This window comes from Arthrobacter sunyaminii, from assembly GCF_018866305.1.
Taxonomy (GTDB): Bacteria; Actinomycetota; Actinomycetes; order Actinomycetales; family Micrococcaceae; genus Arthrobacter_B; species Arthrobacter_B sunyaminii.
In genome coordinates, this window is sequence record NZ_CP076456.1 from 876,757 (window position 1) to 903,655 (window position 26,899).

The 26,899-nt window shown below is 66.4% G+C and carries 28 protein-coding genes; 19 read left to right on the plus strand and 9 right to left on the minus strand.

The annotated features are described in order from the left end of the window. Nucleotides 1-11 precede the first annotated feature (11 nt). The 5 genes from KG104_RS03790 to KG104_RS03810 all read left to right on the plus strand — a co-directional run bounded on the left by KG104_RS03790 (nucleotide 12) and on the right by KG104_RS03810 (nucleotide 5,680). Nucleotides 12-1,049: an NAD(P)-dependent alcohol dehydrogenase gene (locus KG104_RS03790; RefSeq protein WP_207347328.1), complete on the plus strand. Its 1,038-nt coding sequence runs from the start codon at nucleotides 12-14 to the stop codon at nucleotides 1,047-1,049. Then, complete coding sequence (locus KG104_RS03795; protein ID WP_207347329.1) at nucleotides 1,046-1,726, plus strand: hypothetical protein; 681 nt, start codon at nucleotides 1,046-1,048, stop codon at nucleotides 1,724-1,726. Before KG104_RS03790 ends, KG104_RS03795 begins: the two co-directional genes overlap by 4 nt. Next, on the plus strand, nucleotides 1,723-3,348 hold the full coding sequence (locus KG104_RS03800) for a GMC family oxidoreductase (protein WP_207347330.1): 1,626 nt from the start codon (nucleotides 1,723-1,725) through the stop codon (nucleotides 3,346-3,348). Before KG104_RS03795 ends, KG104_RS03800 begins: the two co-directional genes overlap by 4 nt. A gap of 9 nt (nucleotides 3,349-3,357) precedes the next feature. Further along, nucleotides 3,358-4,545: an NAD(P)/FAD-dependent oxidoreductase gene (locus KG104_RS03805; protein WP_104161563.1), complete on the plus strand. Its 1,188-nt coding sequence runs from the start codon at nucleotides 3,358-3,360 to the stop codon at nucleotides 4,543-4,545. A gap of 238 nt (nucleotides 4,546-4,783) precedes the next feature. Continuing rightward, complete coding sequence (locus KG104_RS03810) at nucleotides 4,784-5,680, plus strand: lantibiotic dehydratase C-terminal domain-containing protein (RefSeq protein WP_207347331.1); 897 nt, start codon at nucleotides 4,784-4,786, stop codon at nucleotides 5,678-5,680. A 23-nt stretch (nucleotides 5,681-5,703) separates the two neighbouring features. Here the strand turns inward: KG104_RS03810 and KG104_RS03815 are convergent, their stop codons facing one another. After that, the gene (locus KG104_RS03815) at nucleotides 5,704-6,054 is read right to left on the minus strand and encodes an ArsR/SmtB family transcription factor (protein ID WP_104055023.1); all 351 of its coding nucleotides are present in this window, start codon (nucleotides 6,052-6,054) and stop codon (nucleotides 5,704-5,706) included. A gap of 111 nt (nucleotides 6,055-6,165) precedes the next feature. On the opposite strand from KG104_RS03815, the gene arsB reads away from it, so the two are divergent. The 5 genes from arsB (at nucleotide 6,166) to KG104_RS03840 (ending at nucleotide 10,871) form a co-directional block, all read left to right on the plus strand. Further along, a complete protein-coding gene (gene arsB / locus KG104_RS03820; protein WP_372434140.1) occupies nucleotides 6,166-7,269 on the plus strand; it encodes an ACR3 family arsenite efflux transporter in 1,104 nt (367 codons plus the stop codon). Beyond that, a complete protein-coding gene (locus tag KG104_RS03825; RefSeq protein WP_207347333.1) occupies nucleotides 7,266-7,691 on the plus strand; it encodes an arsenate reductase ArsC in 426 nt (141 codons plus the stop codon). Before arsB ends, KG104_RS03825 begins: the two co-directional genes overlap by 4 nt. A gap of 11 nt (nucleotides 7,692-7,702) precedes the next feature. Continuing rightward, the gene (locus KG104_RS03830) at nucleotides 7,703-9,193 is read left to right on the plus strand and encodes an FAD-dependent oxidoreductase (RefSeq protein WP_207347334.1); all 1,491 of its coding nucleotides are present in this window, start codon (nucleotides 7,703-7,705) and stop codon (nucleotides 9,191-9,193) included. Continuing rightward, nucleotides 9,194-10,309: an ArsO family NAD(P)H-dependent flavin-containing monooxygenase gene (locus KG104_RS03835; RefSeq protein ID WP_207347335.1), complete on the plus strand. Its 1,116-nt coding sequence runs from the start codon at nucleotides 9,194-9,196 to the stop codon at nucleotides 10,307-10,309. Between the two features lie 70 nt (nucleotides 10,310-10,379). Next, entirely contained in the window at nucleotides 10,380-10,871 is a 492-nt protein-coding gene (locus tag KG104_RS03840) for a hypothetical protein (protein ID WP_207347336.1), read from the plus strand. A gap of 38 nt (nucleotides 10,872-10,909) precedes the next feature. On the opposite strand, the gene KG104_RS03845 is transcribed toward KG104_RS03840, so the two are convergent. Further along, a complete protein-coding gene (locus KG104_RS03845; RefSeq protein WP_207347337.1) occupies nucleotides 10,910-11,752 on the minus strand; it encodes a helix-turn-helix domain-containing protein in 843 nt (280 codons plus the stop codon). A 103-nt stretch (nucleotides 11,753-11,855) separates the two neighbouring features. On the opposite strand from KG104_RS03845, the gene KG104_RS03850 reads away from it, so the two are divergent. Then, nucleotides 11,856-12,395, plus strand: coding sequence for a maleylpyruvate isomerase family mycothiol-dependent enzyme (locus KG104_RS03850; protein ID WP_207347338.1), 540 nt, complete (start codon nucleotides 11,856-11,858; stop codon nucleotides 12,393-12,395). Nucleotides 12,396-12,439: 44 nt separating this feature from the next. Here the strand turns inward: KG104_RS03850 and KG104_RS03855 are convergent, their stop codons facing one another. Next, nucleotides 12,440-13,618 carry an ROK family transcriptional regulator gene (locus KG104_RS03855; RefSeq protein ID WP_207347339.1) on the minus strand — a complete coding sequence of 393 codons (1,179 nt, stop codon included), beginning with the start codon at nucleotides 13,616-13,618 and terminating at the stop codon, nucleotides 12,440-12,442. A gap of 232 nt (nucleotides 13,619-13,850) precedes the next feature. Between KG104_RS03855 and xylA the strand changes: the two genes are divergently transcribed. The 6 genes from xylA (at nucleotide 13,851) to KG104_RS03885 (ending at nucleotide 19,057) form a co-directional block, all read left to right on the plus strand. Continuing rightward, nucleotides 13,851-15,038 carry a xylose isomerase gene (gene xylA / locus KG104_RS03860; RefSeq protein ID WP_104161570.1) on the plus strand — a complete coding sequence of 396 codons (1,188 nt, stop codon included), beginning with the start codon at nucleotides 13,851-13,853 and terminating at the stop codon, nucleotides 15,036-15,038. Nucleotides 15,039-15,164: 126 nt separating this feature from the next. Then, nucleotides 15,165-16,571 (plus strand): xylulokinase, encoded by a 1,407-nt coding sequence (locus tag KG104_RS03865; RefSeq protein WP_207347340.1) that lies wholly within the window; start codon nucleotides 15,165-15,167, stop codon nucleotides 16,569-16,571. A gap of 63 nt (nucleotides 16,572-16,634) precedes the next feature. Beyond that, on the plus strand, nucleotides 16,635-16,898 hold the full coding sequence (locus KG104_RS03870; RefSeq protein WP_207347619.1) for a DUF3021 family protein: 264 nt from the start codon (nucleotides 16,635-16,637) through the stop codon (nucleotides 16,896-16,898). A gap of 59 nt (nucleotides 16,899-16,957) precedes the next feature. Next, nucleotides 16,958-17,491, plus strand: a complete 534-nt coding sequence (locus KG104_RS03875; RefSeq protein ID WP_207347341.1) for an ArsR/SmtB family transcription factor — start codon at nucleotides 16,958-16,960, stop codon at nucleotides 17,489-17,491. Nucleotide 17,492: 1 nt separating this feature from the next. Next, entirely contained in the window at nucleotides 17,493-18,578 is a 1,086-nt protein-coding gene (locus tag KG104_RS03880) for a serine hydrolase domain-containing protein (RefSeq protein ID WP_207347342.1), read from the plus strand. Continuing rightward, entirely contained in the window at nucleotides 18,578-19,057 is a 480-nt protein-coding gene (locus KG104_RS03885) for a hypothetical protein (RefSeq protein ID WP_207347343.1), read from the plus strand. Before KG104_RS03880 ends, KG104_RS03885 begins: the two co-directional genes overlap by 1 nt. 4 nt (nucleotides 19,058-19,061) lie before the next feature. On the opposite strand, the gene KG104_RS03890 is transcribed toward KG104_RS03885, so the two are convergent. From KG104_RS03890 to KG104_RS03905, 4 genes are all read right to left on the minus strand, one after another. After that, the gene (locus tag KG104_RS03890; protein ID WP_207347344.1) at nucleotides 19,062-20,033 is read right to left on the minus strand and encodes an acetylxylan esterase; all 972 of its coding nucleotides are present in this window, start codon (nucleotides 20,031-20,033) and stop codon (nucleotides 19,062-19,064) included. Between the two features lie 53 nt (nucleotides 20,034-20,086). Then, nucleotides 20,087-20,308 (minus strand): hypothetical protein, encoded by a 222-nt coding sequence (locus KG104_RS03895; RefSeq protein ID WP_207347345.1) that lies wholly within the window; start codon nucleotides 20,306-20,308, stop codon nucleotides 20,087-20,089. 22 nt (nucleotides 20,309-20,330) lie between these two features. After that, a complete protein-coding gene (locus tag KG104_RS03900; RefSeq protein ID WP_307858987.1) occupies nucleotides 20,331-21,656 on the minus strand; it encodes a multidrug effflux MFS transporter in 1,326 nt (441 codons plus the stop codon). A 154-nt stretch (nucleotides 21,657-21,810) separates the two neighbouring features. Further along, entirely contained in the window at nucleotides 21,811-22,803 is a 993-nt protein-coding gene (locus KG104_RS03905; RefSeq protein ID WP_207347346.1) for a nucleoside hydrolase, read from the minus strand. A gap of 141 nt (nucleotides 22,804-22,944) precedes the next feature. Between KG104_RS03905 and KG104_RS03910 the strand changes: the two genes are divergently transcribed. Further along, a complete protein-coding gene (locus KG104_RS03910) occupies nucleotides 22,945-23,853 on the plus strand; it encodes a DUF5996 family protein (RefSeq protein ID WP_207347347.1) in 909 nt (302 codons plus the stop codon). A 144-nt stretch (nucleotides 23,854-23,997) separates the two neighbouring features. Beyond that, nucleotides 23,998-24,453 carry a DUF3817 domain-containing protein gene (locus tag KG104_RS03915; RefSeq protein WP_104055041.1) on the plus strand — a complete coding sequence of 152 codons (456 nt, stop codon included), beginning with the start codon at nucleotides 23,998-24,000 and terminating at the stop codon, nucleotides 24,451-24,453. A 120-nt stretch (nucleotides 24,454-24,573) separates the two neighbouring features. Here the strand turns inward: KG104_RS03915 and KG104_RS03920 are convergent, their stop codons facing one another. Next, complete coding sequence (locus KG104_RS03920) at nucleotides 24,574-25,254, minus strand: response regulator (RefSeq protein ID WP_207347348.1); 681 nt, start codon at nucleotides 25,252-25,254, stop codon at nucleotides 24,574-24,576. Beyond that, nucleotides 25,232-26,845: a sensor histidine kinase gene (locus KG104_RS03925; RefSeq protein WP_207347621.1), complete on the minus strand. Its 1,614-nt coding sequence runs from the start codon at nucleotides 26,843-26,845 to the stop codon at nucleotides 25,232-25,234. The genes KG104_RS03920 and KG104_RS03925 overlap by 23 nt, the downstream gene beginning before the upstream one ends. Between the last annotated feature and the right edge of the window lie 54 nt (nucleotides 26,846-26,899).

The window sequence follows — 26,899 nt, forward strand, 5'->3', positions numbered from 1 at the left end:
GGAAGTGCGGCGTGAAAGCTGTCCGGGTGCACCGCTACGGCGAAGATCCACACATAGACGAGGTACCCGAGCCAAAAATCACCGGCCCCTGGGATGTGATCGTGGACGTGGGCGCCGCAGGCCTGTGCCGCACGGACCTGCACGTCATCGAAGGCCAGTGGGACGCGATCCAGCATCCGCAGCTGCCCTACATTCTGGGCCATGAAAACGCCGGCTGGGTCCGCGAGGTGGGGTCCGCCGTTTCCAACGTGGCCCCCGGAGACACCGTCATCATGCATCCGCTGGTGACCTGCGGACTGTGCTCCGCCTGCCGGGAGGGGCAGGACTCGCACTGTGAGAACGCCCTGTTTCCGGGACTGAACACCGACGGCGGCATGGCTGAACAGCTCAAAACCAACGCCCGCGCCGTGGTGAAGCTGGACCCGTCCCTGCGGCCCGCGGACATTGCAGCACTGGCCGACGCCGGCCTGACCGCCTACAACGCGGTCCGCAAGGCAGCGCCGCTGCTGTATCCGGGAACTCAGGCTGTAGCGATCGGCGCCGGCGGCCTGGGGCACATTGGCGTGCAGTCGCTCAAAGCGCTCACCGCCGCCGCCATCACCGTCATCGACACCTCCGAAGCGGCCCTGGAACTCGCTTCCGGCCTGGGCGCGGACACCGTGCTGCGCAGCCCGGACACCGCCGCCGTCCGAGAAGCCACCGACGGGGGAGCGCACGTGGTCTTCGACTTCGTGGGAGAGCACGGCACGGAGGCACAGGGCCTGGAAATGCTCCGCAACCGGGGCAGCTACTACTCCATCGGGTACGGCGGCGAGGTCCGCATTCCCACCATCGAGCTGATCTCGCGGGAAATCTCCGTGGTGGGCAACCTGGTGGGCACCTATCAGGACCTGGTGGAACTGATGACCCTCACCGCCCAGGGGGACATCACCCTGCACACCACCGCCTACGACCTGGACGACGCCGTCCAGGCCATGCATGACCTCGACGCCGGAAAACTCACCGGCCGCGGCATCCTCATCCCGCCAGCAGGAGGAAGAAGCACATGACATACCCGGCCAAATACCCCACCCTGAACGAAACCACCCTCACCCCGGAAGCCCGCGCGATCCTCAAACGCATCATCAAAACAGCCTTTCCGCATCCGGACTTCCCCGATGAAGCCTATGAGCGGATGACCAGCCGGATTGTCACGGAAGCCGACGCCTCCACCTGGTTCCGGGTAGTCCTGACCCAGGGGCTTATTGCGCTGGGAGCCCAGTCGGAGGAACCGTTCCTGGACCTGACCGACGAGCGGGCGCTGGCCGTGCTGCGCCGGGTGGCCGACCTGGAGTTCTTCGGCTTCATCCGCCGCACCACGGTACTGAACCTCTACGACGATCCGCAGGTCTGGGAAGTGCTCGGCTACGAGGGACCGTCCTTTGACAAGGGCGGGTACCTGCACCGCGGCTTCGCCGACCTGGACTGGCTGCCCACCCCCCGGATCGAAGCGCCGGACGGCTCCGTTCCCGACACCGGGCCGCTGCCGTATCCGGTGCTGCGGCCCGGCCAGTCAGGAACAGCCGGCACAGGCGCAGGCGGCAGCGAAACCACCGCCGGAAACGCCGACAGCGCCCCGGACCGCGATGCCGCGGCAGGTTCGGCGGCCGCCAGAGCGGCAGGACCGGCTCCGGAATCGGGTACCGGAGCCCAGGCATCCCGGCAGCGCGGAGGAGGAAGCAAATGAGCGAGGGCATCAGCAGTTTCCGGCCGACGGGGTCCGCGGATCCGCTGGCGGAGTCGGCGCACTTTGAGCTCGACGACGACTCCGTCGTCGTCGTCATTGGTTCCGGAGCCGGCGGCGGCACGCTTGCCCACGAACTGGTGGAAAAGGGCGTGAAGGTGGTGCTGCTCGAAGCCGGACCGTTCCTGACCAACGCGGATTACGTGAACAACGAGTGGGAAGCATTCAACCAGATGGCCTGGCTGGATCCGCGCACCACCTCCGGGACCTGGCGCATCGCCCGCGACTTCCCGAACCTGCCCGCCTGGATCGTCAAGGCCGTGGGCGGCTCCACCACGCACTGGTCCGGAGCCACGCCGCGGTTCAAGGCGCACGAGTTCACCTCGCGCACCACGTATGGGCGGATCGACGGCGCGAACCTGCTGGACTGGCCGCTCACCCTGGAGGACCTGGAACCCTACTACGACCGCGCCGAGCGGAAGATGGGTTCCACCCATGTGCACGGCAGGCCGCCGCTGCCGGCGAACAACAACTACAAGGTGTTCGCCAACGGTGCCGAAAAGCTGGGCTACCGTCACTTTGCCACCGGCCCCTACGCCACCAACGCCGAACCCTATGACGGACGGCCGGCCTCGGTGCAGGACGGCTTCAACTTCCAGGGCGACAAGTCCGGCGCCAAATGGTCCACGCTGGTGTCCGAGATTCCCAAGTCCTTGAAGACCGGCCGGCTGGACCTGCGCCCGGACAGCCAGGCCGTGCAGATCACCTCCACCCCCGAGGGTCGGGTGGACGGGGTGGTGTACGCCGACGGCGACGGGCAGCTGCATCATCAAAAGGCGCGGGTGGTGGCGGTGGCGGGCAACGCGATCGAAACGCCGCGGCTGCTGCTGCTCTCGGGCTCGCCGCTGTTTCCCGACGGGCTGGCGAATTCCTCGGGCCAGGTGGGGCGGAACTACATGCGCCACACCACCGGTTCGGTGTATGCCCAGTTCGAGGCGCCGGTGCACATGTACCGCGGCGAGACCATGGCAGGTCTGATCGCGGACGAGTCCCGGCATGACCCGGACCGCGGGTTCGCCGGCGGCTATTACATGGAGACCATTTCGCTCGGTCCGGCGTTTCTGGCGTCCTTCGTGGATCCCGGGGCGTGGGGCCCGGGCTTTGCCTCCATCCTGGACGGCTACCGGCGCACCGCCGGCATGTGGATTGTGGGGGAGGACATGCCGCAGGAAACCAACCGGGTCACGCTGAACACCACGGTCACCGACCCGCTGGGACTCCCGGTGCCCAACGTGCACTTCGACGACCATCCCAACGACGTCGCCATGCGCGAACACGGCTACGGGCAGGGACAGGCGCTGTATGAAGCGGTGGGGTCGACCTCGGTGGTGCGGACCCCGCCGTATCCCTCCACCCACAACATGGGCACCGCGCGGATGAGCCTGCGGCCGGAGGACGGGGTGTGCAACGGGTTCGGGCAGACCCATGACGTGCCGAACCTGTTCATTTCCGACGGCTCGCAGTTCACCACGGGGGCCGCGGCAAACCCCACGCTGACCATTGTGGCTCTGGCGATCCGGCAGGCGGAGTACCTGTCGGCGCAGATGGCCCTGGGCGAGATCTGAGGTGCGGCTGTGAGTTCTTCCGCTGCCGGGGGCACCGCGGCCGGGAGTGCCGGGAGCGGGCCGCAGATCGCCGTGCTCGGCGCCGGGATCCTGGGGGTGTCCGCGGCGGTGCAGCTGCTGCGCGGCGGCGCATCCGTCACCCTGGTGACGGACGCGCATCCTGCCAGCGGCGCATCGGGTCGCTCCCTTTCGTGGTTGAACTCCGGCGGCGGCTATCCGCCGGAGTATCACCAGCTGCGGCTGGCCGGCATGGACCGTTACCGGACCCTGCTCGCGGAAAACCCTGACCTCGACTGGCTCCGCTTCGACGGCGGCGTGTACTGGGACGGCGGTGCGCTCGCGGACAGGTGCGAGGCGCAGCGGGACCGCGGATATGACGCACGGCTGGTTCCGGCGAGCGGCGTGGCCGGCGTGGCCCCCGGCCTGGACCCGGCGGCTCTGCCGGCGGAAGTGCTGTTCAATCCCGGCGAGGGCTGGGTGAGCCTGCCACACCTCATCCGGCACCTGCTGGCAGAATTCGCGCTGCTCGGCGGAACCTTGGTCACCGCAGCGGGACCTGCCTCCGTGATCGTGGAAGGAGGCGCCGCCGTCGGGCTCCGCACTGAATCCGGGGAAGTGTGTCCGGCTGACGTGGTGCTGGTGGCCGCCGGTGCCGGCACTCCCGCCCTGCTTGATGGGCTGGGCGTGCAGCTGCAGGACGGATCGGATCTGGCCATGCTGGTGGTGACCGAGCCCAAGGCGCACGGCCTCAGGGCAGTGCTGAACACTCCGCGGGTATCCGTGCGGCCGCATCCGGGCTCCCGGCTCGCGATGGATTCCACCTGGTATCTGGATCAGATCACACCCAACGACGACGGCGGCTGGTCGGTGGATCCGCAGGTGGTGCTGGACCTGGTGGACGAGGCCTCGGCTCTGCTTGCCGGCCACCCGCGGCTGGTGGCACAGAGCTGGCGGATCGGGTTGAAGCCGGTGCCCGGCGACGGCCGGCCCGTGCTGGGGGAGCTGACCGGGCTGCCCGGATGCTACGTGGCGTTTACGCATTCCGGAGCGACTCTCGGGTTGATTGCCGGTGAGCTGCTGGCGCGGGAAATCCTCAGCGGACGGCGGCATCCGATGCTGGCTCCGTTCCGGCCGGAGCGGATGGCAGGCGACGTTCCGGTGCGGGCCGGGCACGCCGGGATCTTCGGCCAACTTTGAAACACTACGCAGCCGGTGAGCGGCTTTCAAGAGAGAACTTCGTGCAGGTCACGCTTTGTTTTCGCTTGGACATGGCTTACGCGGTTTCTGTGTCACGCTTTCGAGTTCAGACAGTGCCGCCTGGGCAGCCATGAATCCGGAGGATGGAATGAGTCACACCACGATACCGAGGACAGTTGAAGGGTCAGCGGACAGATCCGGCAGGCAGCGGGCCGGAAAGACCAGCCTTTGGTGGGCCATGACTATTGAACCGGAGGAGAAGGGGTCGTGTGACGGGTGGGTCAAGCATGTTGTTGCGCCGCTGAGCGCGCAGGCGCGGAACTGGGGTGCCGGCCGGGTGGGCTTCTCACGCAGCGAAGATGAGAACAGCCCCTCCCTAAACATGAATGTGGTGGCCCCCGCCGACGTGGTGGACCGTGTGTGGGACTTTGCCAACGCGCTGGCTCTCCGGTCCGGCCCGACGCTTGGCTCCGTAAAGCTTGCTCAAACCCAAACCAAGGCATTCACCCCGCCATGGGCGGGGCCGGTGCCACGGCAACTGGAACCACTAGTGGCAAAGTACGGTGGCATACAAGGTATGGAGCTGGCGGGCGAGATCGCGGAGGTTTCCTCTGACCTGGCTATTTGGGCGGTCGGCCGTTTCCCCGGCAGCAACATGCGCTCGCCGCTGGCCGCACTGCTGCTCTTCGACACGTGCCACAGCATGATGCGGGGGCCGCGGTCAGCTGTGTGGGCTGACCGTCGGACAGTGAGCTGGACGTACTACTGGGACACGCACCTGCGCAGCTGCACTGCTTCCTACGGCCTCCGCTCGGAGCACGCGCGCCAGATGCTGAAGGACCAGCTTGCTCCGCGGATTGTTCCTGCCCACCGGATCATGGCCGCCCTTGCCTCTGAGCCTTCCGTTGACGTTTGGCGCAAGCGCTGGGTGCGTGCTGTCGACCAGTACCTCTACGGCGCGTACAAGGCGCGGGTCAGCCGCAGTGCGCAGCAGATGAGCATGACCCAGGGCAGGCATCTGCTCAACCGCCTGGGCATCTCCGTGCGTGATGAGGCTGCACTCGGCTTGTACGCCCGTGCCTGGAGCAAGGAACTTGAGGATGACCTTGCGCGAAAGGACGCTCCGAGACAGTAAGCCGGACGGCCTCCGGACCCTGTCTACCGCGGTGAGAGGACGGCGGCAACCCGTTCCAGTGCCCCCGGGATGATGGAGTAGTAGGCCCAGACTCCCCGCTTTTCGCGGTGCAGGATGCCGGCGTCCACGAGGATCTTCAGGTGATGCGACACGGTGGGCTGGCCCAGGCCGACCGGCTCGGTGAGATCGCAGACGCACGCTTCCTTGTTCTCCTGTGCGGCGATCAGGGAGACCAGGCGCAGCCGCGTCGGTTCCGCCACGGCTTTGAGCAGCTGGGCGAAACGCTGGGCATCCTCGGCACTGAGCGCTTCGGATGTTACCGGCGTGCAGCAGGCTTCGGCGACGGGATCGGTGGCTGTCTGAACGGTGGTCACTCGTCCATTATGCACCTAGATTGACATCCGTCGATGTCTGGGAGAATACTCGGGATTGAAGGATATCGATCTTTCTCGATGCCTGCTGTCTCAATTGCCTCAAGGAGTTACGTGAGCATCCCCGCCACACCACCCCAAACCGGTCAGGTCACTGCCCGGCTGTCGACCCTGGACCGCTTCCTGCCCGTGTGGATCCTGACCGCCATGGTGACCGGCCTGCTGCTGGGCCGTCTGGTCCCCGGCATCGGCCCAGCCCTGGACTCGGTCAAGGTCGCCAACGTGTCCCTGCCCATCGCCGTCGGCCTGCTGGTGATGATGTATCCGGTGCTGGCCAAGGTCCGCTACAACGAAACCTCCAAGGTGGTGGCAGACCGGAAGCTGATGGTCACCTCGCTGGTGCTGAACTGGGTGGCCGCGCCGGCCTTCATGTTTGCGCTGGCCTGGATTTTCCTGCCGGACCTGCCCGAGTACCGCACCGGACTGATTATTGTGGGCCTGGCCCGCTGCATCGCCATGGTGATGATCTGGAATGACCTGGCCTGCGGGGACCGCGAAGCCGCCGCCGTGCTGGTGGCGATCAACTCCGTCTTCCAGGTCCTGGCCTTTGGTGCCCTGGGCTGGTTCTACCTGCAGGTGCTGCCCGGCTGGCTGGGACTGGAAACCACCAGTGTTGAGTTCTCCTTCTGGGCCATCACGTTCAGCGTCCTGATCTTCCTGGGCATCCCGCTGCTCGCTGGATTCCTGACCCGCACCTTCGGCGAAAAAGCGAAGGGCCGCGACTGGTACGAGGGTACGTTCCTGCCGAAGCTGGGACCGTGGGCTCTCTACGGACTGCTGTTCACCATCGTGCTGCTGTTCGCCCTGCAGGGGGACGAAATCACCTCGAACCCGCTCGACGTCGCCCGGATCGCACTGCCGCTGCTGGTGTACTTCGTGGTTGTCTTCAGCGTCGGCATGCTGCTCGGCAAGATCCTGAACCTGGGCTACCCGCGCACCACTACACTGGCGTTCACCGCCGCCGGCAACAACTTCGAACTGGCTATCGCCGTGGCCATCGGCACCTACGGGGTGACCTCCGGGCAGGCCCTGGCCGGCGTCGTTGGGCCCCTGATCGAAGTCCCGGTGCTGGTGGCCCTGGTTTACGTTGCCCTGTGGGCGCAGAAAAAGTACTGGCCCTCCGCCGCACCCGCCTCTCCAGAAATGACGAACCGATGAGCACCACCGAAACCACAGCCAAGCCCTCCGTTCTGTTTGTCTGCGTACACAACGCCGGCCGGTCGCAAATGGCCGCCGCATACCTGCGCACCCTGGGCCAGGGGCGGATCGAGGTCCGCTCCGCCGGCTCCGCACCCGCAGACTCCGTTAACCCCGCCGCCGTGGCGGCCATGGCAGAGGACGGGATCGATATGTCCGCGGAACTGCCGAAGGTCCTGACCACCGAGGCCGTGCAGGAGTCCGACGTCGTGATCACCATGGGCTGCGGCGATGCCTGCCCGATCTTCCCCGGCAAACGCTACGAGGACTGGAAACTCGAGGATCCCGCCGGACAGGGCGTGGAAGCGGTCCGGCCCATCCGGGACGACATCAAGGCCCGGATTCAGGATCTGATTGCAGACCTGCTGCCCGAGCACGCATAAAGGAGAACACCATGCCTGAGAACACCGACATTTCCGAACTTCCCGTCGCCGTGATCGGCGCCGGACCCGTGGGCCTAGCCGCCGCCGCAGAGCTGCTCGAACGCGGCCTGACCCCGATCATCTTCGAAGCCGGCGCCACACCCGCTTCCGCCGTCGCATCCTGGGGCCACATCCGCCTGTTCTCGCCGTGGCAGTACGACGTGGACGCCGCTGCCCGCCGCCTGCTCGTCCCCACGGGGTGGCAGGAACCGGACGCCGAAACCCTTCCCACCGGCGCCGAGCTCCATGAGCAGTATCTGTCACCGCTGGCCGCCGTCCCCGCGATCGCCGACGCACTGCACACCTCCACCCGGGTTCTCGCCGTCAGCCGCGAGGGACTGGACAAGACCCGCACCGGCGGCCGGGAGAACACGCCGTTCCTTCTCCGGGTGCAAGACGCAGAGGGTGCGGTCACCGATTACCGGGCACGCGCCGTCATCGACGCCTCCGGCACCTGGCACACTCCGAACCCGCTGGGCCAGGCAGGGCTGCGGGCCGTCGGGGAAACCGACGCGTTTGAGGCAGGGCTGATCACCGGCCCGCTGCCCGACGTCGTTGGCCGCGACCGCGCCCGGTTTGCCGGCAAACACGTCCTGGTGGTCGGCGCCGGCCATTCAGCCGCGAACACCCTGCTGGCGCTGGGCGAACTGGCGGAGCAGGAACCCGGCACCCGGATCAGCTGGGCCATCCGCAGCGCCTCCGCTAACGGGGTTTACGGCGGCGGCGACCTGGACGGCCTGCCCGCCCGCGGCGCGCTGGGAAGCCGGCTGCGCACCCTGGTGTCGGACGGCCGGATCGAGCTCCACACCTCCTTCACCATCACCGGCTTCAAAACCTCCGATACCCTCGCCGTGATCGGTAATACGCCCGACGGCGAGAAGCAGCTGGACGTGGACCTGCTGGTGCCCGCCACCGGTTTCCGTCCGGATCTGGACCTGCTGCGCGAAATCCGGCTGGACCTTGACCCTGCCGTTGAGGCACCCAGGGAACTCGGTCCGCTGATCGACCCCGAGTTCCACAGCTGCGGAACCGTGGCACCGCACGGCGCCAAGATGCTCTCCCATCCGGAGAAGGACTTCTACATTGTCGGCATGAAGTCCTACGGACGTGCCCCCACGTTCCTGATGGCCACCGGCTACGAGCAGGTCCGTTCCATCGCCGCCGCCCTGGCCGGAGACCAGCAGGCCGCCGACGACGTTCAGCTGGTCCTGCCCGAAACCGGCGTCTGCTCCACGGACCTTGGCGGCAGCTGTGATGCGCCTGCTGACGGGGCAGCGGAAGCAGTGGCCTGCTGCGGTGTACCCGAAGCGGAACCGGAAGCGTCGTCGTCGTGCTGCGGCGCTCCCGAAGCGGCACCGGAACCTGCCCCGGCGGCGTCGTCCTGCTGCAGCGCACCCGAACCGCAGTTCCTGGGTATTCCCACCGGACTGGAACACGGCCGCTCCGCGGCTCGGGAGAGCTGATTGCCCGTCAACTCGGGGCGGGATGTTGATGTCCTGGTGATCGGGGGCGGCCAGGCCGGTCTCGCCGCGGGGTTCTACCTGAACCGGCTGCGGCGGGACGAGGCCTCGGGCCGCTCCGGTCCGGCTCCAACCTTTGCCATCCTGGACGCCAACGCGGAGCCCGGAGGTGCGTGGCAGCACTACTGGAACAGTCTGGAACTGTTCTCCCCGGCCGCCTACAGCTCCCTGCCCGGCTACCAGATGCCTGCCTGGCAGGGCGAAGGCAACCCCTCCGCCGACCATGTCGCGAACTATCTTCGCACCTATGAATCGCGCTATGACCTGCCGGTGCACCGCCCGGTCCGGGTGGAAGCTGTTCGCATGGGTGAGGGCGGCGGATACATCGTTGATACCGACCACGGGCGGTGGACCAGCCGGGTGGTCATCAACGCCACCGGAAGCTGGAACACCCCGGACATTCCGCGGTTGCCTGGAAGTGACGGGTTCACCGGACAGCAGCTGCACACCGCCGGCTACCGGGGTCCGGAGTCTTACGCGGGACGAAACGTCGTGGTGGTGGGCGGCGGCAATTCCGGAGCTCAGATCGCCGCGGACCTTGTCCCGACCGCCCATGTCACTTGGGTGACCCGGACGCCGCCGCGGTACCTGCCCGACGACGTCGACGGCCGGGCACTGTTCGACATCGCCACCCGCCGGGTGAAAGCTCTCGCTGCCGGGGAACCCGGAACCGGCGGGGTCGCTTCCTTGGGAGACATTGTTGCCGTTCCGGCGGTGCGGAAGGCCCGTGACGCCGGGCTGTTGGACGCCCGGCCGATGTTTGCCCGCCTTCTTCCCGGGGGAGTGCAGGAGGAGGACGGAGGCAAGCTGGATGCAGACGTCATCATCTGGTGCACCGGCTTCCGGCCGGACCTGCAGCACTTGCAGCCTTTGGGCCTGACCCTGCGGAACGGTGTTCCGGCGACTGATGCCCAGCTGCCCGCCCAATCCGTCGACAGCCCCGGGTTGTTCTTCCTTGGCTACGGAGACTGGTGCGGACCGGCATCAGCCACGCTGATCGGCGTGGGAGCAACAGCCCGTGACTCCGTGGCCGCGGCCGCAGGTATGCCGGTTCGGTAACGGATACCGTCCCTCCAGGATGCTCGCGTGTTGGAGCTGGCCCCGGAGCGCTTTGGGCTAGGCTCCCCGCATGGGAAACCAACAGCGCACACCGGAAGAGGAATACCGACGCTACGCCCGGCCTGAACCGGGACGCGCCGGAGACTGGGTGGAAGTGATCGATGATGGCGGCGGACGGCAGGTCGAAGCCGGCCACACCGCGGGTCCGCCGTACGGGGCCGTCGATAATCCGGACTCCACCGGCATGGCGAACGTCACCGCTTCGGCGTCTGCGGATCCTTCGCCGCAGCAGCGCCGCAATTGGAGCCTTTGGGCAGCCTGGGCCCTGGTCGCACTGATGCTGGTCCTGGGGTTGGGGTGGCTCTTCGGGTTCGTCGCTTCCCCGTGGGACGATTACCAGGCTCAGGCCTCGGGTTCCGGACTGCCCGAGACACAATCCCAGGAGCTGCGGCTGAACCTGTATACGCTGGGGCCTTCCATGACCGCTGCTGGAGTGCTGGGAGCCGTCATCCTGCTGGCCGTGCAGGCGACAATGTTCCATCGGACCCCGCGGGCGCACTAAGTCCAGAACTCGCTCGAGGCACTATCCGGCTAAACGGCCTATGGGCGCCTGGCGCTCCTCAGCGGATCAGCCAGAGCTGCGAACTCACCGGGAGTCCATCCGGTGGCACGGCGGAAGTCGCGGGAGAAGTGGGCCTGGTCCGAATAGCCCAGGCCTGCTGCAATTCCGCTGAGTGAACCGCAGCCTGACCTCAGCTCCTGCCCGGCGTCCTGCAGCCGCCGCTGGCGGATCAGCCACTGAGGAGTGACACCCAAAAACCGGCCGCACAGCCGCTGCAGGGTCCGCTCGTTCAAACCGACGGCGTCAGCGAGGGATGCAACACTGACGATGCCCGGGTCTTCTTCCACCCGGGCCGCCACGCGGTTGGCCAGGTCGGCCTCACGGGTGTCCGGGCCAAGCAACATGAACCGTTCCTCCACCAGCTGCTGCACGGCAACATGCACCTCGGGAACGGCGGGATGCTCCCGCATCAGCTCACGCACGCCGGGCACCAGATCAGCCAGGAGGGGGACGTCCGCCAGATCCAGGTGGCGGTTTGCCAGCGTGGAAACATCCCGGCCGAGCAGCGTCCGGCCAGCACCGGGCCGGACCATCACTCCGAAGGTCCATCCGCTGCCCTTCAGCGTCACCCGGGCCGCCGTCGTCCGGGGTCCAATCAGCCGCGCATATTCTGCGGAGATGCTCAGCAGGCACAGGGGATAGGTAAGGATCCGCTGTTCGCGGGACTCTCCTTCGGGCACCTCCCACACCGGAATCCAGAAGACGCGCAACCAATGCTGCACCGCCGGGTCCGGCTCGTAGCGGTAGATGGTGAATGACCGGTCGTTCGCGTCGCGCAGGTGACCTCTGCTGATTTCGCTTCCGCCGCCGTCGTCGAACATGTTTCACACCCCGGTCGCTGTCGGATTTGTTCAAGACACCCTGCAGGGCGCCGAGTAGGTTGAGGAAAACCTAGCCCAGGACAGGCGATACGTGGAGGGAATCATGGAAACAGCTTTGCAGGTGTGGCGCAGCCGCGCGGATTTGTTCAGCTCGGTGGCCGCCCGGACCAGTGATTGGAACGCGGCTACACCGTGCACGGAATGGACCGCCCGAGACGTCGTGGACCACGTGGTGTCCACCCAGCGGGAATTCCTGGACCAGCACGGACTCGCCGGCCGAATGCCCGACGGCGGCGATCCGGGGGAGATCTGGCGCAGCCATGAACGGCTCGTGTCCGGGCTGCTGGCCGATCCTGCCATCGCCGGGCGGGCATTTGACGGCTATTTCGGGCCCGATACCGTTGGCGGGACACTCGCCGGGTTTTACGGCGTCGACCTTATTGTGCACCGCTGGGATCTCGCCGTGTCCCAAGGGCTGGACGCCGAGCTGACCGGCCCGGATCTGGAGGCCGTGGACGCGGCGATGGATGTGTTTGGCCGGCAGGCCTATGCGCCCGGGCTCTTCGGCCCGCCGGTTTTGGTTCCGGACGGCGTCGTCGACCGCTGCAGCCGGGTTCTCGCCCGGACGGGGCGGCGGGCTTAGGCCCGGACCAGTGGGGCTTGTGCTGTCTCCTCAGGTCCGGACCCCTAAAGCGAACCCGCCGACGCCGGATCGGCCAGCAGCCCGGAGAACACGAGCTCGGCAGCACCCACGAGCAGGAGATCCGTGCCCAGGGCGGCGCGGCGGATGGACACTTTGCTGCCCAATCCGCCGATGGCACCGGCCGACACCCCGGACTCCAGACGGCCGGGGACGAAAGAGTGCAGCACGCCCAGGAAGCCGCCGAGCACTATGGTGCCCGGGTTGAAGATGTTCACGAAGTTGGCCAGGGCCTCCGCGAGCAGGTCCAGCTGCCGGTTGGCTTCGGCGATCAGCGCGGGGGAGCTGTTCTGCGTCATGGCGTCTTCGAGCTGGTCCTGATCAGCATGGTCCAGCCCCAAAAGCGCCAGCAGCCTGCCCAGGCTGACCTCCGTTTCCAGACACCCGCGGCGCCCGCAATGGCAGGGTGTGCCTCCGGGGGTCACCACGGTGTGGCCGAGTTCCCCGGCGAAGCCCGCCGCCCCGCGGAGCGGAACGCCGCCCACCATTGCGCCGCCGCCGATGCCGCTGGCGCTGCCGTTGAGATACACGACGTCGGACGCTCCCACCGCTGCACCGAACAGGCTTTCGGCCAGGGAGCCGAGATTGGCATCATTTGCGGCGCGCGCCGGTAATCCCAGGCCGGTGCTCAGGGCTGCCGCGAGCGGCTCGTTGGCCCATTGCAGGTGCGGGGCGAGCAGGACGGAACCGTCGGTGCTGTTGACCAGTCCCGGCACGGCTGCGCCCACTCCGATTACGCGGGTCATGCCCGCCAGCTCGGTCTGCATGCCTTCGACCACTGCCTTGGAAATGTTGACGGTCTCCGTCACCGACGGCAGGGACCCGGCGTCGTACCGGACCCTGCGGTGGACCTTGCCGCCCAGCCCCACCACGCCCACCGTGACCGCATCGACGTCGGGATGCACGGAAATGGCCGCAATGCGATTGTTCGCGTGAACCAGCGGACTGGGCCGGCCCACCCGTTTGAGGGCCGGCGGCTCCGTCTCATACGCGAGTCCCAGTTCGCCGAGTTCGGCCACGAGCGCGCCCACGGTGGAGCGGTTAAAACCGCACAGGCGGGTCAGATCGGCACGGGAGAGCGGTCCGCGGCGGTGCAGGAGGGTCAGGACACGGGAGAGGTTCTGCGCGCGGATACTCTCCGTGCCGGAGGGGGTGCCGTTGTGCATGCTCTGCCGTTTCTGCCGGGAAGTTGTTTGCCTGCGTTGTTCCGGACCGCAAACCGGACCGTTTCTCAGCGTAACCCCATGTGGACGCGGATGTCCGGTTTTGTTGTGGGGAGACAGAAATATGGTCCAGGGAGGGTTGACGGGCGCATCTAAGGAAGCAGAAGGCATTGACAGCGGAGCCCGGGAGCCATAAGTTGTTGTTCCCAACTAATATCGGCTTTTGGAGTGAATTGTGACAACGACGCCCTCACCTTCCGACCGTTTTACCTTTGGCCTCTGGACAGTGGGCTGGACCGGCAATGACCCGTTCGGTGTTCCCACCCGTGCGGAGCTGGATCCGGTGGAGGCCGTCCACCGGCTCGCCGATCTGGGTGCGTACGGCATCACGTTCCACGACAATGACCTGATTCCGTTCAACGCCACGGCCTCCGAACGCGAGCAGATCCTCAAGAACTTCCGGGCAGCCCTGGCCGAAACCGGCCTCAAGGTTCCCATGGTCACCACCAACCTCTTCAGCCATCCGGTGTTCAAGGACGGCGGTTTCACCTCCAATGACCGCTCCATCCGCCGTTTCGCGCTGCGCAAGGTCATGGCCAACATGGACCTGGCCGCCGAAATGGGTGCTGAAACCTTCGTCATGTGGGGCGGGCGTGAAGGCTCCGAGTATGACGGCTCCAAGGACTTCGCCGCCGCCTACGACCGGATGAAGGAAGGCGTCGACACCGTCGCCGGCTACGTCAAGGAGAAGGGCTACAACCTCCGCCTTGCGCTGGAGCCCAAGCCCAACGAACCCCGCGGCGACATCTTCCTGCCCACCGTCGGCCACGCGCTGGCCTTCATCAACGAGCTGGAGCACGGCGACATCGTCGGCCTGAACCCGGAAACAGGCCACGAACAGATGGCCGGGCTGAACTTCAACCACGGCATCGCCCAGGCACTGTGGGCCGGCAAGCTCTTCCACATTGACCTCAACGGGCAGAAGTCCATCAAGTTCGACCAGGATCTGGTGTTCGGCCACGGCGACCTGACCAGCGCCTTCTTCACGGTGGACCTGCTCGAAAACGGCTTCCCCAACGGCGGCCCGCACTACGAGGGTCCCCGCCACTTCGACTACAAGCCTTCCCGCACCGAAGGCTATGACGGCGTCTGGGAATCCGCGAAGGCCAACATGTCCATGTACCTCCTGCTCAAGGAACGTGCCCTCTCCTTCCGCGAAGACCCCGAGGTCCAGGAAGCGCTGACCACCTCCGGTGTATTCGAGCTGGGCCAGCCCACGCTGGCCGCAGGGGAAAGCACCGCGGACCTCCTGGCCGACACCTCGTCCTTCGAAGACTTCGACGCCGACAAGGCCGCCGAACGCTCCTTCGGATTTGTTCGGTTGAACCAGCTCGCGCTGGAACACCTCATGGGCGCCCGCTAAAGAGCCGCCGTACTGCAACGCCGGGTCCGTTGCCACGGGCCCGGCGTTGCAGTGTCAAAAGATAAGCAGCGTTTAAAGAGAAGCAGTGTTTGCAGAGTTGCACCGAAAACTATGAAAGGTACCGCCATGGCACTGGTCGCCGGAGTGGACAGCTCCACTCAGTCCTGCAAAGTGGTCATTCGGGATTCCGCCACCGGCGCCCTGGTCCGCTCCGGAACCGCTCGGCATGCCGAGGGCACCGAAATCGATCCCGAAATCTGGTGGCGGGCCCTGCAGGAAGCGATCCAGGCAGCGGGCGGGCTCGACGACGTCGAGGCCGTGGCGGTTTCCGGCCAGCAGCACGGCATGGTGTGCCTCGACGAGGACGGTGCGGTCGTCCGCCCGGCCCTGCTGTGGAACGACGTGCGTTCCGCGGCGGCGGCAGACAAGATGGTCTCCGAGGCCGGACCCGACGGCGCGGCCTACTGGGCGGAAGAGACCGGCACCGTGCCGGTGGCCTCGATTACTGCGGCCAAGCTGCGCTGGCTGGCGGAGAACGAACCGGAAAATGCTGCCCGAACGGCCGCGGTCTGCCTGCCGCACGACTGGCTGAGCTGGCGGCTGGCCGGCTACGGCCCGGGCAGCGGCCGCGCCGGGCTCGAGGCGCTGCGCACCGACCGCTCGGATGCGTCAGGAACCGGTTACTGGTCACCGGCCACCGGCGAATATCTTCCCGCCGTGCTGGAACAGACTCTGGGGCATGTACCGCTGCTGCCTCGGGTGCTCGGGCCGCTGGAAGCGGACCAGCGGACGCCGTCGGGCGCTCTCATTGCACCGGGCACCGGGGACAACGCCGGGGCCGCCCTGGGCGTGGGAGCCGGGGTGGGCGACGTCGTCGTGTCCGTAGGCACCTCCGGCACCGTGTTTGCGGTGACCGACGATCCTTCCGCCGACGCCACCGGTCTGGTGGCCGGATTTGCCGATGCCACCGGCCACTTCCTGCCGCTAACAGCCACGCTCAATGCCTCACGGGTCCTGGATGCCACCGCAGCGCTGCTGTCCGTAAGCCTTCCGGAACTGACCCGGCTGGCATTGACGGCCCCGGCCGGCGCCGGCGGGCTGAGCCTGGTGCCCTACTTTGAAGGGGAACGGACCCCGAACCTTCCCGACGCCACGGGATCGCTGCACGGAATGACCCTGGCCAACTTCACGCGGGAGAATCTGGCGCGCGCCGCCGTTGAAGGAATCGCCTGTTCCCTGGCAGATGGCTTGCAGGCGCTGCGCAATCTGGGCATTGAAGCCCGCCGCGTCATCCTGGTGGGCGGAGGGGCCCGCTCCGAAGCGCTCCAGCACGCTGTTTCCGCAGTGTTCGGTCTTCCCGTGACCGTGCCCTCTCCGGGGGAGTATGTGGCCGACGGGGCCGCCCGGCAGGCGGCGGCCGTGCTCACCGGTGCATGGCCGAAGTGGACGGCGGCAAGCGAATCCGTGGTGAAGGCAGACGCCGCACCGGAGGTCCTGGCGCGCTACCGGCGGGCCGCGGCCACGGCAGGGTGAACTGAAGCCTGCGCAACCGCGGTGTGACCGGTAGGTAGAGCCCATGAAACGGCAGCGTCCGTTATTTACGACGTCGAGAGGTGGACGCTCGCCCGGCAAACGATGGTTCACTTTGCCGTGATGATCGGAACCGTCCTGCCGCTGCTTTTTCTCAGCGGCTGGTACCCCACACGGACGGCCGCGGACTATTCCGCCATTGTGGGGATGTTTCTGCTGGTGGGGCTCGGGCTCTGGACTGCCGCATTTGTGGTGTTTGGCGTGCTGGTTCCCCGGTTCCAGGCACGGTCCACGCGTGACGTGGGCACCCGTCAAGAGCCGACTTTCTGAAATTTCGCGAATAATTCCGGAATCCTTGTAAAAGTTCTGGAATTACGTAATTATTGGGCATGGCCAAAGAACAAGATGCCGGGCGGGAAGCACTCGAGGCGCGGGTGGAAGCTCTGGAGACGAGGCTTGGCGCCCTCGAGCAGCAAATTGAGTCGCGGCAGCAATCGCCGGACGCAGACCCAGCGGACGTGTTCTGGGCGCTCAACGGACTGCGGGACCGCTACCCAGACCCCGGCGCCGTCCTTTTCGCCGGCACCGCCAGCACTGCGGGCGGTGCGCGCTATGAGTATCAGTACGGACTGGAAACGGGGCATCTGCTCGACGTCGACTGGGCCCAATTCGCCGACTCGCTGGCCTCGCTGGGACATCCTGTCCGGCTGGCTGTTTTGCAGGCGGTCCTCGGCGGAACGGAAACCGTGGCCGGTCTGGTGGAGGACCTGAGGCTGGGAACCTCCGGACAGATGTACCACCACATCCACCAACTGACGGCTGCGGGCTGGCTGACACCGCACGCCCGGTCCCGCTATTCGATTCCCCCGGCACGGGTCATTCCGCTGCTGGCCATTCTCACCGCTGCCTCCGGAGGTAACTGAAATGGGAAATCAACGACGAAAGATCCTGGGGATCCTGACGGCGGCCGCGGTTTTGGCCTGCGGGCTCCTGGCCGCACCCTGGACGCCTCGGTTGTCCTCCGACGTTTCCGGGGACAGAGCCTTGGCCGAAGCCATCAGGCCCCTTCTGCAGAAACCTGCCGACAAAGTCAGCGTGGTCTACCTGGAGGACGGCGCTGCCGGGTTCGCCGGGTTCGGCGCCGACGAACACACCGAATTCGAAATTGGCTCGATATCCAAGACCTTCACGGCTGCGCTGCTGGCGGACGCCGTCGAGCGCGGTGAGTTGACCCTGGAAACGACCGTCGCGGACATCCTGGGACCGGAGCTGGCCGACTCTGACGCCGAAATCGGCACAGTCACCCTTGCAGAGCTGGCGAGCCACCGCTCCGGACTTCCCCGCCTGGCTACGGATCCGATGTCGGTGGCATCGCTCTTGCTGGGAAACGCTTTGCACCGCGACCCGTATCCGGCCTCACCGGCCGCGGTGCTGGAGCACGCCCAGTCGGCCCCGGTGGGCGGGCGGGGCAGCGTAAGCTACTCCAATCTCGGCTACGCCTTCCTGGGTCAGCTTCTCGCCAAAGCAGCAGGCATGACTTACGCCGATCTACTGCAGCAGCGCATCCTGGATCCGCTGGATATGAAGGACACGTACGTGCCGGTGACAGCTGACAACCTGCGTGCAGGTGCCCCGACAGGCCGAAGCGCCAGCGGGCTGGGCCAGGGAGCCTGGACAGGCAACGGCACCGCTCCGGCCGGCGGAATCCGGTCAACCGCCGCAGACATGGCGCGGTATACCCGGGCTCTCTTGGCGGGCACCGCACCAGGTTCGAAGGCGCTTGATCCGCAGTGGGGTGCCGGCGACGGCGAACAGGTGGGACTGGCCTGGTTCACCCAGGTCTCATCCGAGGCACCGGACCGGGCCGTGACGTGGCACAACGGCATGACCGGCGGGTTCGCTGCCATGGCGGCACTGGAGCGCGACGCCGGCCGGGCAGTGCTCATCTTCTCCAACGTGGCAACAGGCCAGGAAGAAGCCGCCCTGACACTGCTGAAGGAGGGCATCTGATGGCCTTCTCCCTTCTCGCCTGGCTGCTGGCCGGAGTTCTGGCGGTGACCTGTCTGGCCGTGGCCCGGTCCGCGTGGAACTTCGGCGGCCGGGGTCCCGGCATCAGCCGCATGGCCCTGCTGTCCAGCATGCTGGAGACAGCAGCGACCGCGGCATTCTTCCGGCTGGTGGTGCCGTGGAGTCCTGGAACAACACTGCTGTGGGTGGTGGCCATGGCTGCTCTGGCAGTGGCGGTCGCCGGGGCAGTCATCCGCTGGCCGGAGCTGCCGTCGCATGCCGGGCTGCTGGACTTCGAGGAACCCGAACCGGGCACCACGGAATCCGACAGTCCCGAGCCCGGCAGCGGAGTCACGCTCCGGACCAAGCCGTCGCGAAAGGTGAAGAAGAAGTCCACAAAGAAGGAACCAGGACGGAGAGCAGTGGCAGTGCGCGCGGGCGTGCTGGCCGCCGTCGTCGTTCTCTCCTTTGCCGTGGGGTAGGCAGTTAGCCGGCGGCGGTCATCTCGCGCAGGAAGCGGACGGCGGCGAGGTCGTCCTCGGGACCGCCGCCCTCGTGCCCGTTGAACGGCCACGCCGTGATCTGCTTGGGCCCGGCGTAGGCGTTGTACGCGGCATACACGGTGGACGGGGGAGTGATGGTATCCATGAGGCCGGCCCTGAACAGAGCCGGAACCGTGGCCTGGGCGGCGAAGTTCACGCCGTCGAAATAGCGCAGCGTCTGTTGCGCACGGTCGGCTTCGGTACGGTGGACGGCGAGGAAATCACACACTTCGCGGTAGGGATACGCATCGGTGATCTGCAGGGCGCGCGGAAAATCGGACAGGAACGGCACCCGCAGCACGGCACCCCGCAGGTCCGGGCAAAGTCCGGCAACAGCCAGGGCGACGCCGCCGCCCTGGCTGATCCCGGTCACCGCCACCCGGTCCGGGTCCACCACGGTCAGCTCGCGGGCGGCCTGAACAGCCCGGACGGCATCGGTAAACAACCGGCGGTAATAATAGGTCTGCGGATCCAGGATGCCGCGGGTCATGACCCCGGGGACCTGGGGTCCGCCGCTGCCGGCACCGTCCGGCGTGGCACCCCGGCTCCAGGAAGCACCCTGGCCGCGCGTGTCCATGTACAGGTGGGCAAATCCGGCGCCCGCCCACAGCAGGTTCTCGTGCGCTTCGCCGCGCCCGCCGCCGTAACCGACATACTCCACCACGCACGGCAGCGGCCCGGCGGCACCGTGCGGCACCCGCAGCCAGGCCCGCACCGGTTCACCATTCCAGCCGGCGAACTGCACGTCGTAGACATCGATCGCGTCCAGCACCGTGGGTTCTGCAGTGACCTGCAGGTCCAGGGGGTGCGAGCGTGCCTGTGCCAGGGTTTCGGACCAGAAATCGGTGAAGTCCTCCGGCCGGGTCTGGGTGGAAGTGTAGGCCGCGAGCTCGTCAGCGGGCAGATCGGTATACATGCGGCAAGCCTAGCGGGTGACCCGGACGGCGCAGTGCAGCCGCGGGGTGTGGTTCACCGGCCGCCATGGCCGGGATGCCGAACCGGGTTGGCAGCAACGATCCGCTGCTGTGTGCGTATCAGGGACAGGGCGCCGACGGCGGCATCCACGGGTTTGGTGCCGAAGGGCCGGGTCAGCTGGCCCAGACCGTGCGGCAGGATTTCGGCCAGATCCGGTGCCGGGGTCATGTCGTGCTGGTGCGGGGCCACTTCACCGCCCTCGCTGGAAACCCCCACCCAGGGAGCGGACTGACGGACGTTAGCGCTCCGGCAGTTCGGCCTCGGTAGCGGGCCGGGCTGCGGCATCGGGCTGGTCTGCAGTGTCCGGTTCCGGTGAAGCGGCTGCGCCTTCCAGGGCCGCCGGGCCGCCCCGCCGGTAGGCCGGCGTGGCGATCGCAAGAACCAGGAACATGACGGCGCAGCAGGCAATGATCACGCCGGACATGGCAAGCGCCCCGCCGCCGAACACGCCCACGAGGGGGCTGACGACGCCGGCCACGCCCACCTGCAGCGCACCGATCATGGCTGCGGCCGAGCCGGCCATGTGGCCGTAATTACCCAGCGCAATGACGGTGGCGTTGGCCGCGATCAGCCCGTGCATGCCCAGCACCAGCCAGAGTCCGGCGGCCAGTCCGAAGACGCCGCCGATCCCGGTGATGACCACGACAGGCAACAACAGGGACAGCCCCAGAATTACCGGCACGGTCACCCGGAGGATGCGGGTGGGCGAGGAGCGGTGGACCAGGGCGGCGTTGACCTGGGCGGAGATGACCATGCCGGCGCCATTGATGGCGAACACCAGGGCATACTGGCCGGGCGTCAGGCCGTATTCATCCTGGAACACGAACGGCGAACCCACCACATAGCTCATGATGACGGCCATGCCCAGGCCGGGGATGAAGGCCAGGGCCAGGAAATGCCGGTCCCGCAGCAGGACCTTGTAGCCGCGGAAGACGCTCGGACCCCCGCGGGTGCGCCGGCGCTCCGCAGGCAGTGTTTCGGGCATGAACCGCCAGACAATAAGGACCAGCACCAGGCCAATGAGGGCGAGGGCAACAAAGACCGCCCGCCACTGCCAGATGCCGGCCACCGCCTGGCCGATGGTTGGTGCCAGCAGCGGTGCCAGCCCGATGACCAGCATCAGCCGCGACAGCAGCCGGGCGGCATCCGAACCGACGAAGCGGTCCCGGATGACGGCGATCGCCACCACGCCGGCCGCCGCATTGAAGAATCCCTGCAGCACCCGCAGGCCGATCAGCGTTCCGATTCCGGGCGCCACGGCACACAGCAGCGAAACAATGATGTGAAGGCTGATGCCGATCAGCAACGGCAGGCGGCGTCCGAACCGGTCCGAGAAGGGGCCGATCACCAGCTGCCCGACGGCGGCGCCAATCAGAGTGCCCGACATGGTGAACTGGGCTGCGGCCTGGCTGGTGTTCAGCTCCGAGGCAACGGTTGGCAGCGATGGCAGGTACATGTCCGTGGTGACCGCCGGAAGCGCCGCGAGGGCACCCAGCATCAGGATGTACTTGATCCCTGGACGGTAGCTGGGGCGGACGCCCGGGGTCCTGGGGGAAGTGCTCAACGGGTTCCTTCGAAGTGTGTGGGGGAGAGTGTGGGGAGAGTGGCGGAAAAATGTGCGCGCAGGCAACAAACTCCCCGTTCAGCCTAGGCGCCTAGGGTGCAGCGGAACAAGGGTGCCGGGCAGTGGCGTGCACCACTGACGGCCGGCACTCCAGTTAGTGCAACCGTTCGGCCCGCAGCTGCACGGTGTCCAGAAAGGCTTGCACCATGAGCGGGTGATCCAGGCCGAGCGCCACCTCGATGACCGGTACGGGACCGGCGTCGCCGTGGTGCTCGCTTTCTCCCGGCTGCAGCCGCCGGTCCACCAGTGTCTGGCCGCGGCTGTGCCCGGAGAGTTCAACCCGTACCGGGTACCGCAGCAGCTCCACCGTCTGCGGAACGGCAACGAGGCAGGCAGCTCCGGCGTCGCCGATGGTTACCGGCTTCGGATCGGTTCCGCCGCCGCGGAGCCCGCCCACGGTGAGGATATCTCCGACCAGACGGACGTCGTCGTCGTTGGACCGGGCGAGCGGAAGGTACTGGGCGGGTTCCAGCGTCGCCTGGACAAACACGTCCAAGCCGTACATGACGGTGGGAATGCCGCTGTGGATCACCATGGCCAGGGCTTCGGGGTCATGCCAGGCGTTGAACTCGGCATGTGAGGTTGCGTTGCCGATGCCGGCCGAGCCGCCCATGAACACGATGCGGCCCAGTTTGCGGGCAGTGGCGGGGTAGGCCCGCAGGAACAGCGCCACGTTGGTTAACGGCCCCAGTGCCAGCAGTGTGACGGGAACCGGAGAGTCCTCAACGGTGCGGTGCAGCAGTTCGACGGCGGCCATGGCGGCGGGGGAGTGGGGGCTGCGCGGAAGCTCGAGTCCGCCCAATCCGTTGGCGCCGTGGAAGGCGTGGGCGTTCCGTGGCTCGTTGAGCAGCGGCCGCTCCGCACCCCGGGCCACGGGAACGCTACCGGCTCCGGCGGCGTGCAGCACGTCCAAGGTGTTCCGGACCACCTGGTCCACATCGGTGTTGCCGGCCACGCAGGTTACGGCCAGCAGGTCGATGCGCGGGTCGCGGGCCAGGAACACCAGTGCCAGGGCATCGTCCATTCCGGTGTCGACGTCGGCGATTACGGCTGCGGGAACGGCAGCGTTTTCGGGGGCGGGATTCATCAGTGCTCCGTCGGGTTTGGGATTTCAGTCTAGCCAGCGTCCCGCTGGTCATTGACCGTGAAACAGGCACGTTTCACACTGGGAGGAACCCGGCGCGGCAGGTCCGGCCGCTGGCTCCGCCACCGTGAGAAGGCTTCTCCCATGGATCAGAGATTTCGAAATTACACCGAATGGCAGGACACCGCCGACACCCTGCATCTGTTCCTGCAGATGGCCGGAAAGGTGAAGCTGGGGCGCAGCTACAAACGGCCGGAGTGGGCGCACGTCCGGATGGACTGCACCATTCAGGGCATCGGCACCGGCATCATTCCGGCGGATGCCTGCAACTTTGAGATTTACTTCAACCTTGCGCAGCATCACGTGGATGTGCAGAACAGTCTGGGCGCGCGGGTACGAATACCGCTGGTGGACGGACTCAGCGTCGCGGATTTTTACGGGCAGCTCATGGAGGCGCTGGAGGTCTTAGGCACTCCCACGCCGATAAACACGGTTCCGCAGGAGTTCCACGATCCCGTTCCTTTTGACCAGGACGCCAAGCATCATTCCTATGACCGGGAAGCTGTGGAACTTTTTCTGGCGAACCTGCAGTTCGCCTACCGGTGCCTGGCCGGCTTCCTCGCCCCGATGCGCGGGAAGGTGGACATGCCGGCGTACTGGTTCGGCACCATGGACCTCTCCGGCAACGTCTTCAGTGGGCAGCCGGCACCGTATTCGGGTACGGATGTGATTGGAAGGAACGGTTTCGACGAGAAGTTCTTCGAGGTGGGTTTCTGGCCCGGCGACACCAAGAACACAGCGCCGTCGTTCTACGCATTGCCCTATCCGTTCCTGGCGGACATCGGCACGTACGGATCCCTGCTGGAACCGTCTATGGCACAGTTTTTACCTGAGGAGAGCGAGTTTGTCCTGCGGCTGGAGGATGCCTTTGCCGCGCGTGACCCGCAAAAGGCGGTGGAGGACTTCTTCCGCTCCAGCTTCGGAATCCTGCAGCGGGTGGATCGCTGGAAGGATTTGGACTGGATCACGGAACCGCTGACCTACGGGGGATAGCGGCTGGCCGCAAAAGACCCGGTGTCTGCGGCAGGAACTGCTGGCCCAAACCCAGGGGTGAAAGACGCCGGCGGCGATTGGCCACCGCCCGCGCGATGCTGACATACTGTTGGCAAGACCCCTGCGGAAGGTAAGCGCACCATCATGACCCCCCGAAAACTCTTCACCTCCCTGGCCTTTGCGGAGGCCGTGACGTGGACCCTGCTCATCGCCGCCCTGGTGGCCAAATACGGCTTCGACAATGAAAGCTTCACCCCCATAGCAGGCGGCCTGCACGGATTCGTGTTCCTGTCCTATGCAGCGGTGACCCTCTTTGTCTGGGCCAACCAGAAGTGGCCGGCGCGCACCGGCATCCTGGGCGTGGTGCTCGCCGTCGTTCCCTGGGCGACCATTCCGTTTGAACGCTCCGTGGACCGCCGCGGCCTCTTGGACGGCGGCTGGCGCATGGCGCCGGGCGGCGAGGAACCCGCCAACCCGGTGGACAAGGTTGCCGCCCTGGTGCTGCGCCGTCCGGTGGCAGCTGCCCTGGTGACGTTGGTGCTGGTGGCCGTGGTCTTCATTGTGCTCCTGATCCTCGGCCCGCCCATTCCGAAGGGCTGAGCCAAGACAACGCCAATCTTCGGTCAGCTCAGCGAGTGGAGAGCGTCCGGAGAAGATACCTGCGCTCCGGCCCGCCCATTCCGAAGGGCTGAGCCAAGACAACGCCAATCTTCGGTCAGCTCAGCGAGTGGAGAGCGTCCGGAGAAGATACCTGCGCTCCGGCCGCCCCGGCCCGTACCGCAGGTTCACCTCCACGCTTCCAATCTCGGCCAGGTACTCCAGATACCGGCGGGTACTTACCCTGGACATGCCCAGCATGTCAGCAGTTTCGGTGGAGGACAGATCCCCGTTCGCGTCCGTCAATGCGGCTTCGACCAAACGCAGGGTCTCCGCACTGCAGCCCTTGGGCAGCGGCACCTTGAGCGGCCGGCCGCTGCCGAACACCTGATCCATATCCGTCTGTGTCACATTCCGCATGCCTGAGACCAACGGCTGATAAGTGAGCCGGTAATGCTCCAGCCGTTCGCGCAGATCTGCGCCCGTAAACGGCTTCATCAGATAGTGGACAATTCCGCCGCGCAGTGCCCGCCGCACCATGTCCGTTTCCCTGGCGGCACTGATGACGAGAACATCGAGCTCCGGGGCAACGTCCCGGAGCCGCTGCAGCAGGTCCAGGCCGTTGATGTCCGGCAGATGGATGTCCAGCAGCACCAGGTCCGGACGAAGCCTGACCACTTCATTCAGCGCAGCAGCCCCGGTGTGCGCGACGCCGACGGCTTGAAATCCCTCTGCCTGCTGGACAAATCCGGCGTGCACTTTGGCGACCATGAAGTCATCGTCAATGATGAGCACTCTGATCATGGGTTATTCCCTTCTCCAGTGACGGTGCTTCCATGGGCAAGCGGGCGAAGAAGACGGCACCGTCCTCATTCCAGACCCGAACGTCACCTCCACGGCGCAGGCAGGCAAGTCTGGTGAGTGCCAGCCCGAAGCCCCGTCCGCCCAGTGTGGTGTCGCTTTTAGTCGTGAATCCCTGCCGGAAAATCTCGTCTGCAACGCCGGCGTCGATCCCGGGCCCCGAGTCTTTGACTGTGATCTCCAATGACCCTTCAGTCTCCAGAATCCGCACCCGGACCCGGGAATCCTGCTGCCCGGCGGCTGCGTCAATGGCGTTGTCCACGAGATTTCCGACGATGGTGGTGAGGTCCCGGGTGAGGCTTTCACCGGTGCGTCCAAGCCGGGAGTCCTGGTCCAGCTGCAACGCCACTCCGCGTTCAGCCGCCTGGCTGGTTTTCGCGATGAGGAGCGCGGCCAGGGTGGGGTCCTCGATGCAGGAGGTGATGCCCTGGTGAAGGCTGCTTCTGCTGTGACTAACCCCGTTCACGAACTTCACGACGTCGTCATATTCGTGCAACTGGATCAGTCCGGAAATGGTGTGCAGCTGGTTCGCGAACTCGTGCGTCTGTGCGCGGAGGGTTTCAGTGATCCTCTTAGTAGTGCCCAGCTCCGCCTTCAGCGAGGACAGCTCTGTACGATCGCGCAGCGTGGTGACCGACCCCAGGGCACGCCCGCGGGAGGTCAGGGGTTTTCGGTTGAAAACCACTACACGGTCATTTACCAGGACCAGCCGGTCAGCTTCATCCTGTTTTTGGGTGAGAACATCATGCAGCACCGGTTCGATGTCCAGCTCTTTCAGGGTGCGTCCCACCGAATCCCGCGGCAAACCCAACAGGGTCCGGGCGCCGTCGTTGGCCAAGGTAATCCGGTGCTGGGTGTCCAAGGCCAGCACGCCTTCCTTCACCCCGTGAAGCATCGCTTCCCGGTGCTCCACCAGGGACGTGATTTCCTGCGGTTCAAGGCCCAGCGTCTGGCGTTTGACCCGTGCGGCCAGCAGCAGGGACCCCACCGTCCCCAGAACCCCGGCCAAGAAGAAATAAATCAGTGCGTTTGGGGCGGCGGTGCGCAGCCGTTCCCACGCTGAGGGGTACTCCATTCCCACGGCGGCGAGCCCCACGATGGCACCGTGGTCATCCATGACCGGCACGTGAGCGGAGGCGTAGGACTGACCGTCGATGATTGACAGCCCAGTCCAGGCCTGCCCGGCCAGAACAGTGCTGGCGCCGAGATCCAGCGGGTTTCCCACCTGCGCCGGGTCCGGGGACGTAAGAATTCGCAGGTCCCGGGTGGCCAGGATGACTGACTGCGCGCCGGAGACGGTGCGGACGGATTCAGCAACAGCGGGCAGGGCGGCACCGATCTTTGGCTCAGCGCCGGGAACAAGGGCCCGTACCGCAGGCATGGATGCCAGGCTCTCGGCGGCGGACAGGGCTTTGCGGGACTCCACCCGCAGTGTAGAGGCAGCGGACTGGGCAATCGACAGGCCTACAACAGCAACCAGGACGGCGATGACGATGAGGAACTGGAGCCCCAGATACTGGGACGCCAGGGACATCCTCCAGTGCGGCTTCTTTGCCGCGTCTTCGTGCTTTTTCAGCACAGATTGTCC

What these genes read in the sequence shown, in the direction of transcription:
- KG104_RS03880 (WP_207347342.1), top strand. Translation starts at nt 17,493, where the DNA reads ATGGGAAATCAACGACGAAAGATCCTGGGGATCCTGACGGCGGCCGCG.
- KG104_RS03920 (WP_207347348.1), bottom strand. Translation starts at nt 25,254, where the DNA reads ATGATCAGAGTGCTCATCATTGACGATGACTTCATGGTCGCCAAAGTG.
- KG104_RS03855 (WP_207347339.1), bottom strand. Translation starts at nt 13,618, where the DNA reads ATGCACAACGGCACCCCCTCCGGCACGGAGAGTATCCGCGCGCAGAAC.
- KG104_RS03825 (WP_207347333.1), top strand. Translation starts at nt 7,266, where the DNA reads ATGAGCACCACCGAAACCACAGCCAAGCCCTCCGTTCTGTTTGTCTGC.
- KG104_RS03810 (WP_207347331.1), top strand. Translation starts at nt 4,784, where the DNA reads ATGACTATTGAACCGGAGGAGAAGGGGTCGTGTGACGGGTGGGTCAAG.
- KG104_RS03840 (WP_207347336.1), top strand. Translation starts at nt 10,380, where the DNA reads ATGGGAAACCAACAGCGCACACCGGAAGAGGAATACCGACGCTACGCC.
- KG104_RS03845 (WP_207347337.1), bottom strand. Translation starts at nt 11,752, where the DNA reads ATGTTCGACGACGGCGGCGGAAGCGAAATCAGCAGAGGTCACCTGCGC.
- KG104_RS03830 (WP_207347334.1), top strand. Translation starts at nt 7,703, where the DNA reads ATGCCTGAGAACACCGACATTTCCGAACTTCCCGTCGCCGTGATCGGC.
- KG104_RS03910 (WP_207347347.1), top strand. Translation starts at nt 22,945, where the DNA reads ATGGATCAGAGATTTCGAAATTACACCGAATGGCAGGACACCGCCGAC.
- KG104_RS03915 (WP_104055041.1), top strand. Translation starts at nt 23,998, where the DNA reads ATGACCCCCCGAAAACTCTTCACCTCCCTGGCCTTTGCGGAGGCCGTG.
- KG104_RS03850 (WP_207347338.1), top strand. Translation starts at nt 11,856, where the DNA reads ATGGAAACAGCTTTGCAGGTGTGGCGCAGCCGCGCGGATTTGTTCAGC.
- KG104_RS03905 (WP_207347346.1), bottom strand. Translation starts at nt 22,803, where the DNA reads ATGAATCCCGCCCCCGAAAACGCTGCCGTTCCCGCAGCCGTAATCGCC.
- KG104_RS03875 (WP_207347341.1), top strand. Translation starts at nt 16,958, where the DNA reads ATGGCCAAAGAACAAGATGCCGGGCGGGAAGCACTCGAGGCGCGGGTG.
- KG104_RS03890 (WP_207347344.1), bottom strand. Translation starts at nt 20,033, where the DNA reads ATGTATACCGATCTGCCCGCTGACGAGCTCGCGGCCTACACTTCCACC.
- KG104_RS03925 (WP_207347621.1), bottom strand. Translation starts at nt 26,845, where the DNA reads ATGTCCCTGGCGTCCCAGTATCTGGGGCTCCAGTTCCTCATCGTCATC.
- KG104_RS03865 (WP_207347340.1), top strand. Translation starts at nt 15,165, where the DNA reads ATGGCACTGGTCGCCGGAGTGGACAGCTCCACTCAGTCCTGCAAAGTG.
- KG104_RS03800 (WP_207347330.1), top strand. Translation starts at nt 1,723, where the DNA reads ATGAGCGAGGGCATCAGCAGTTTCCGGCCGACGGGGTCCGCGGATCCG.
- KG104_RS03795 (WP_207347329.1), top strand. Translation starts at nt 1,046, where the DNA reads ATGACATACCCGGCCAAATACCCCACCCTGAACGAAACCACCCTCACC.
- KG104_RS03885 (WP_207347343.1), top strand. Translation starts at nt 18,578, where the DNA reads ATGGCCTTCTCCCTTCTCGCCTGGCTGCTGGCCGGAGTTCTGGCGGTG.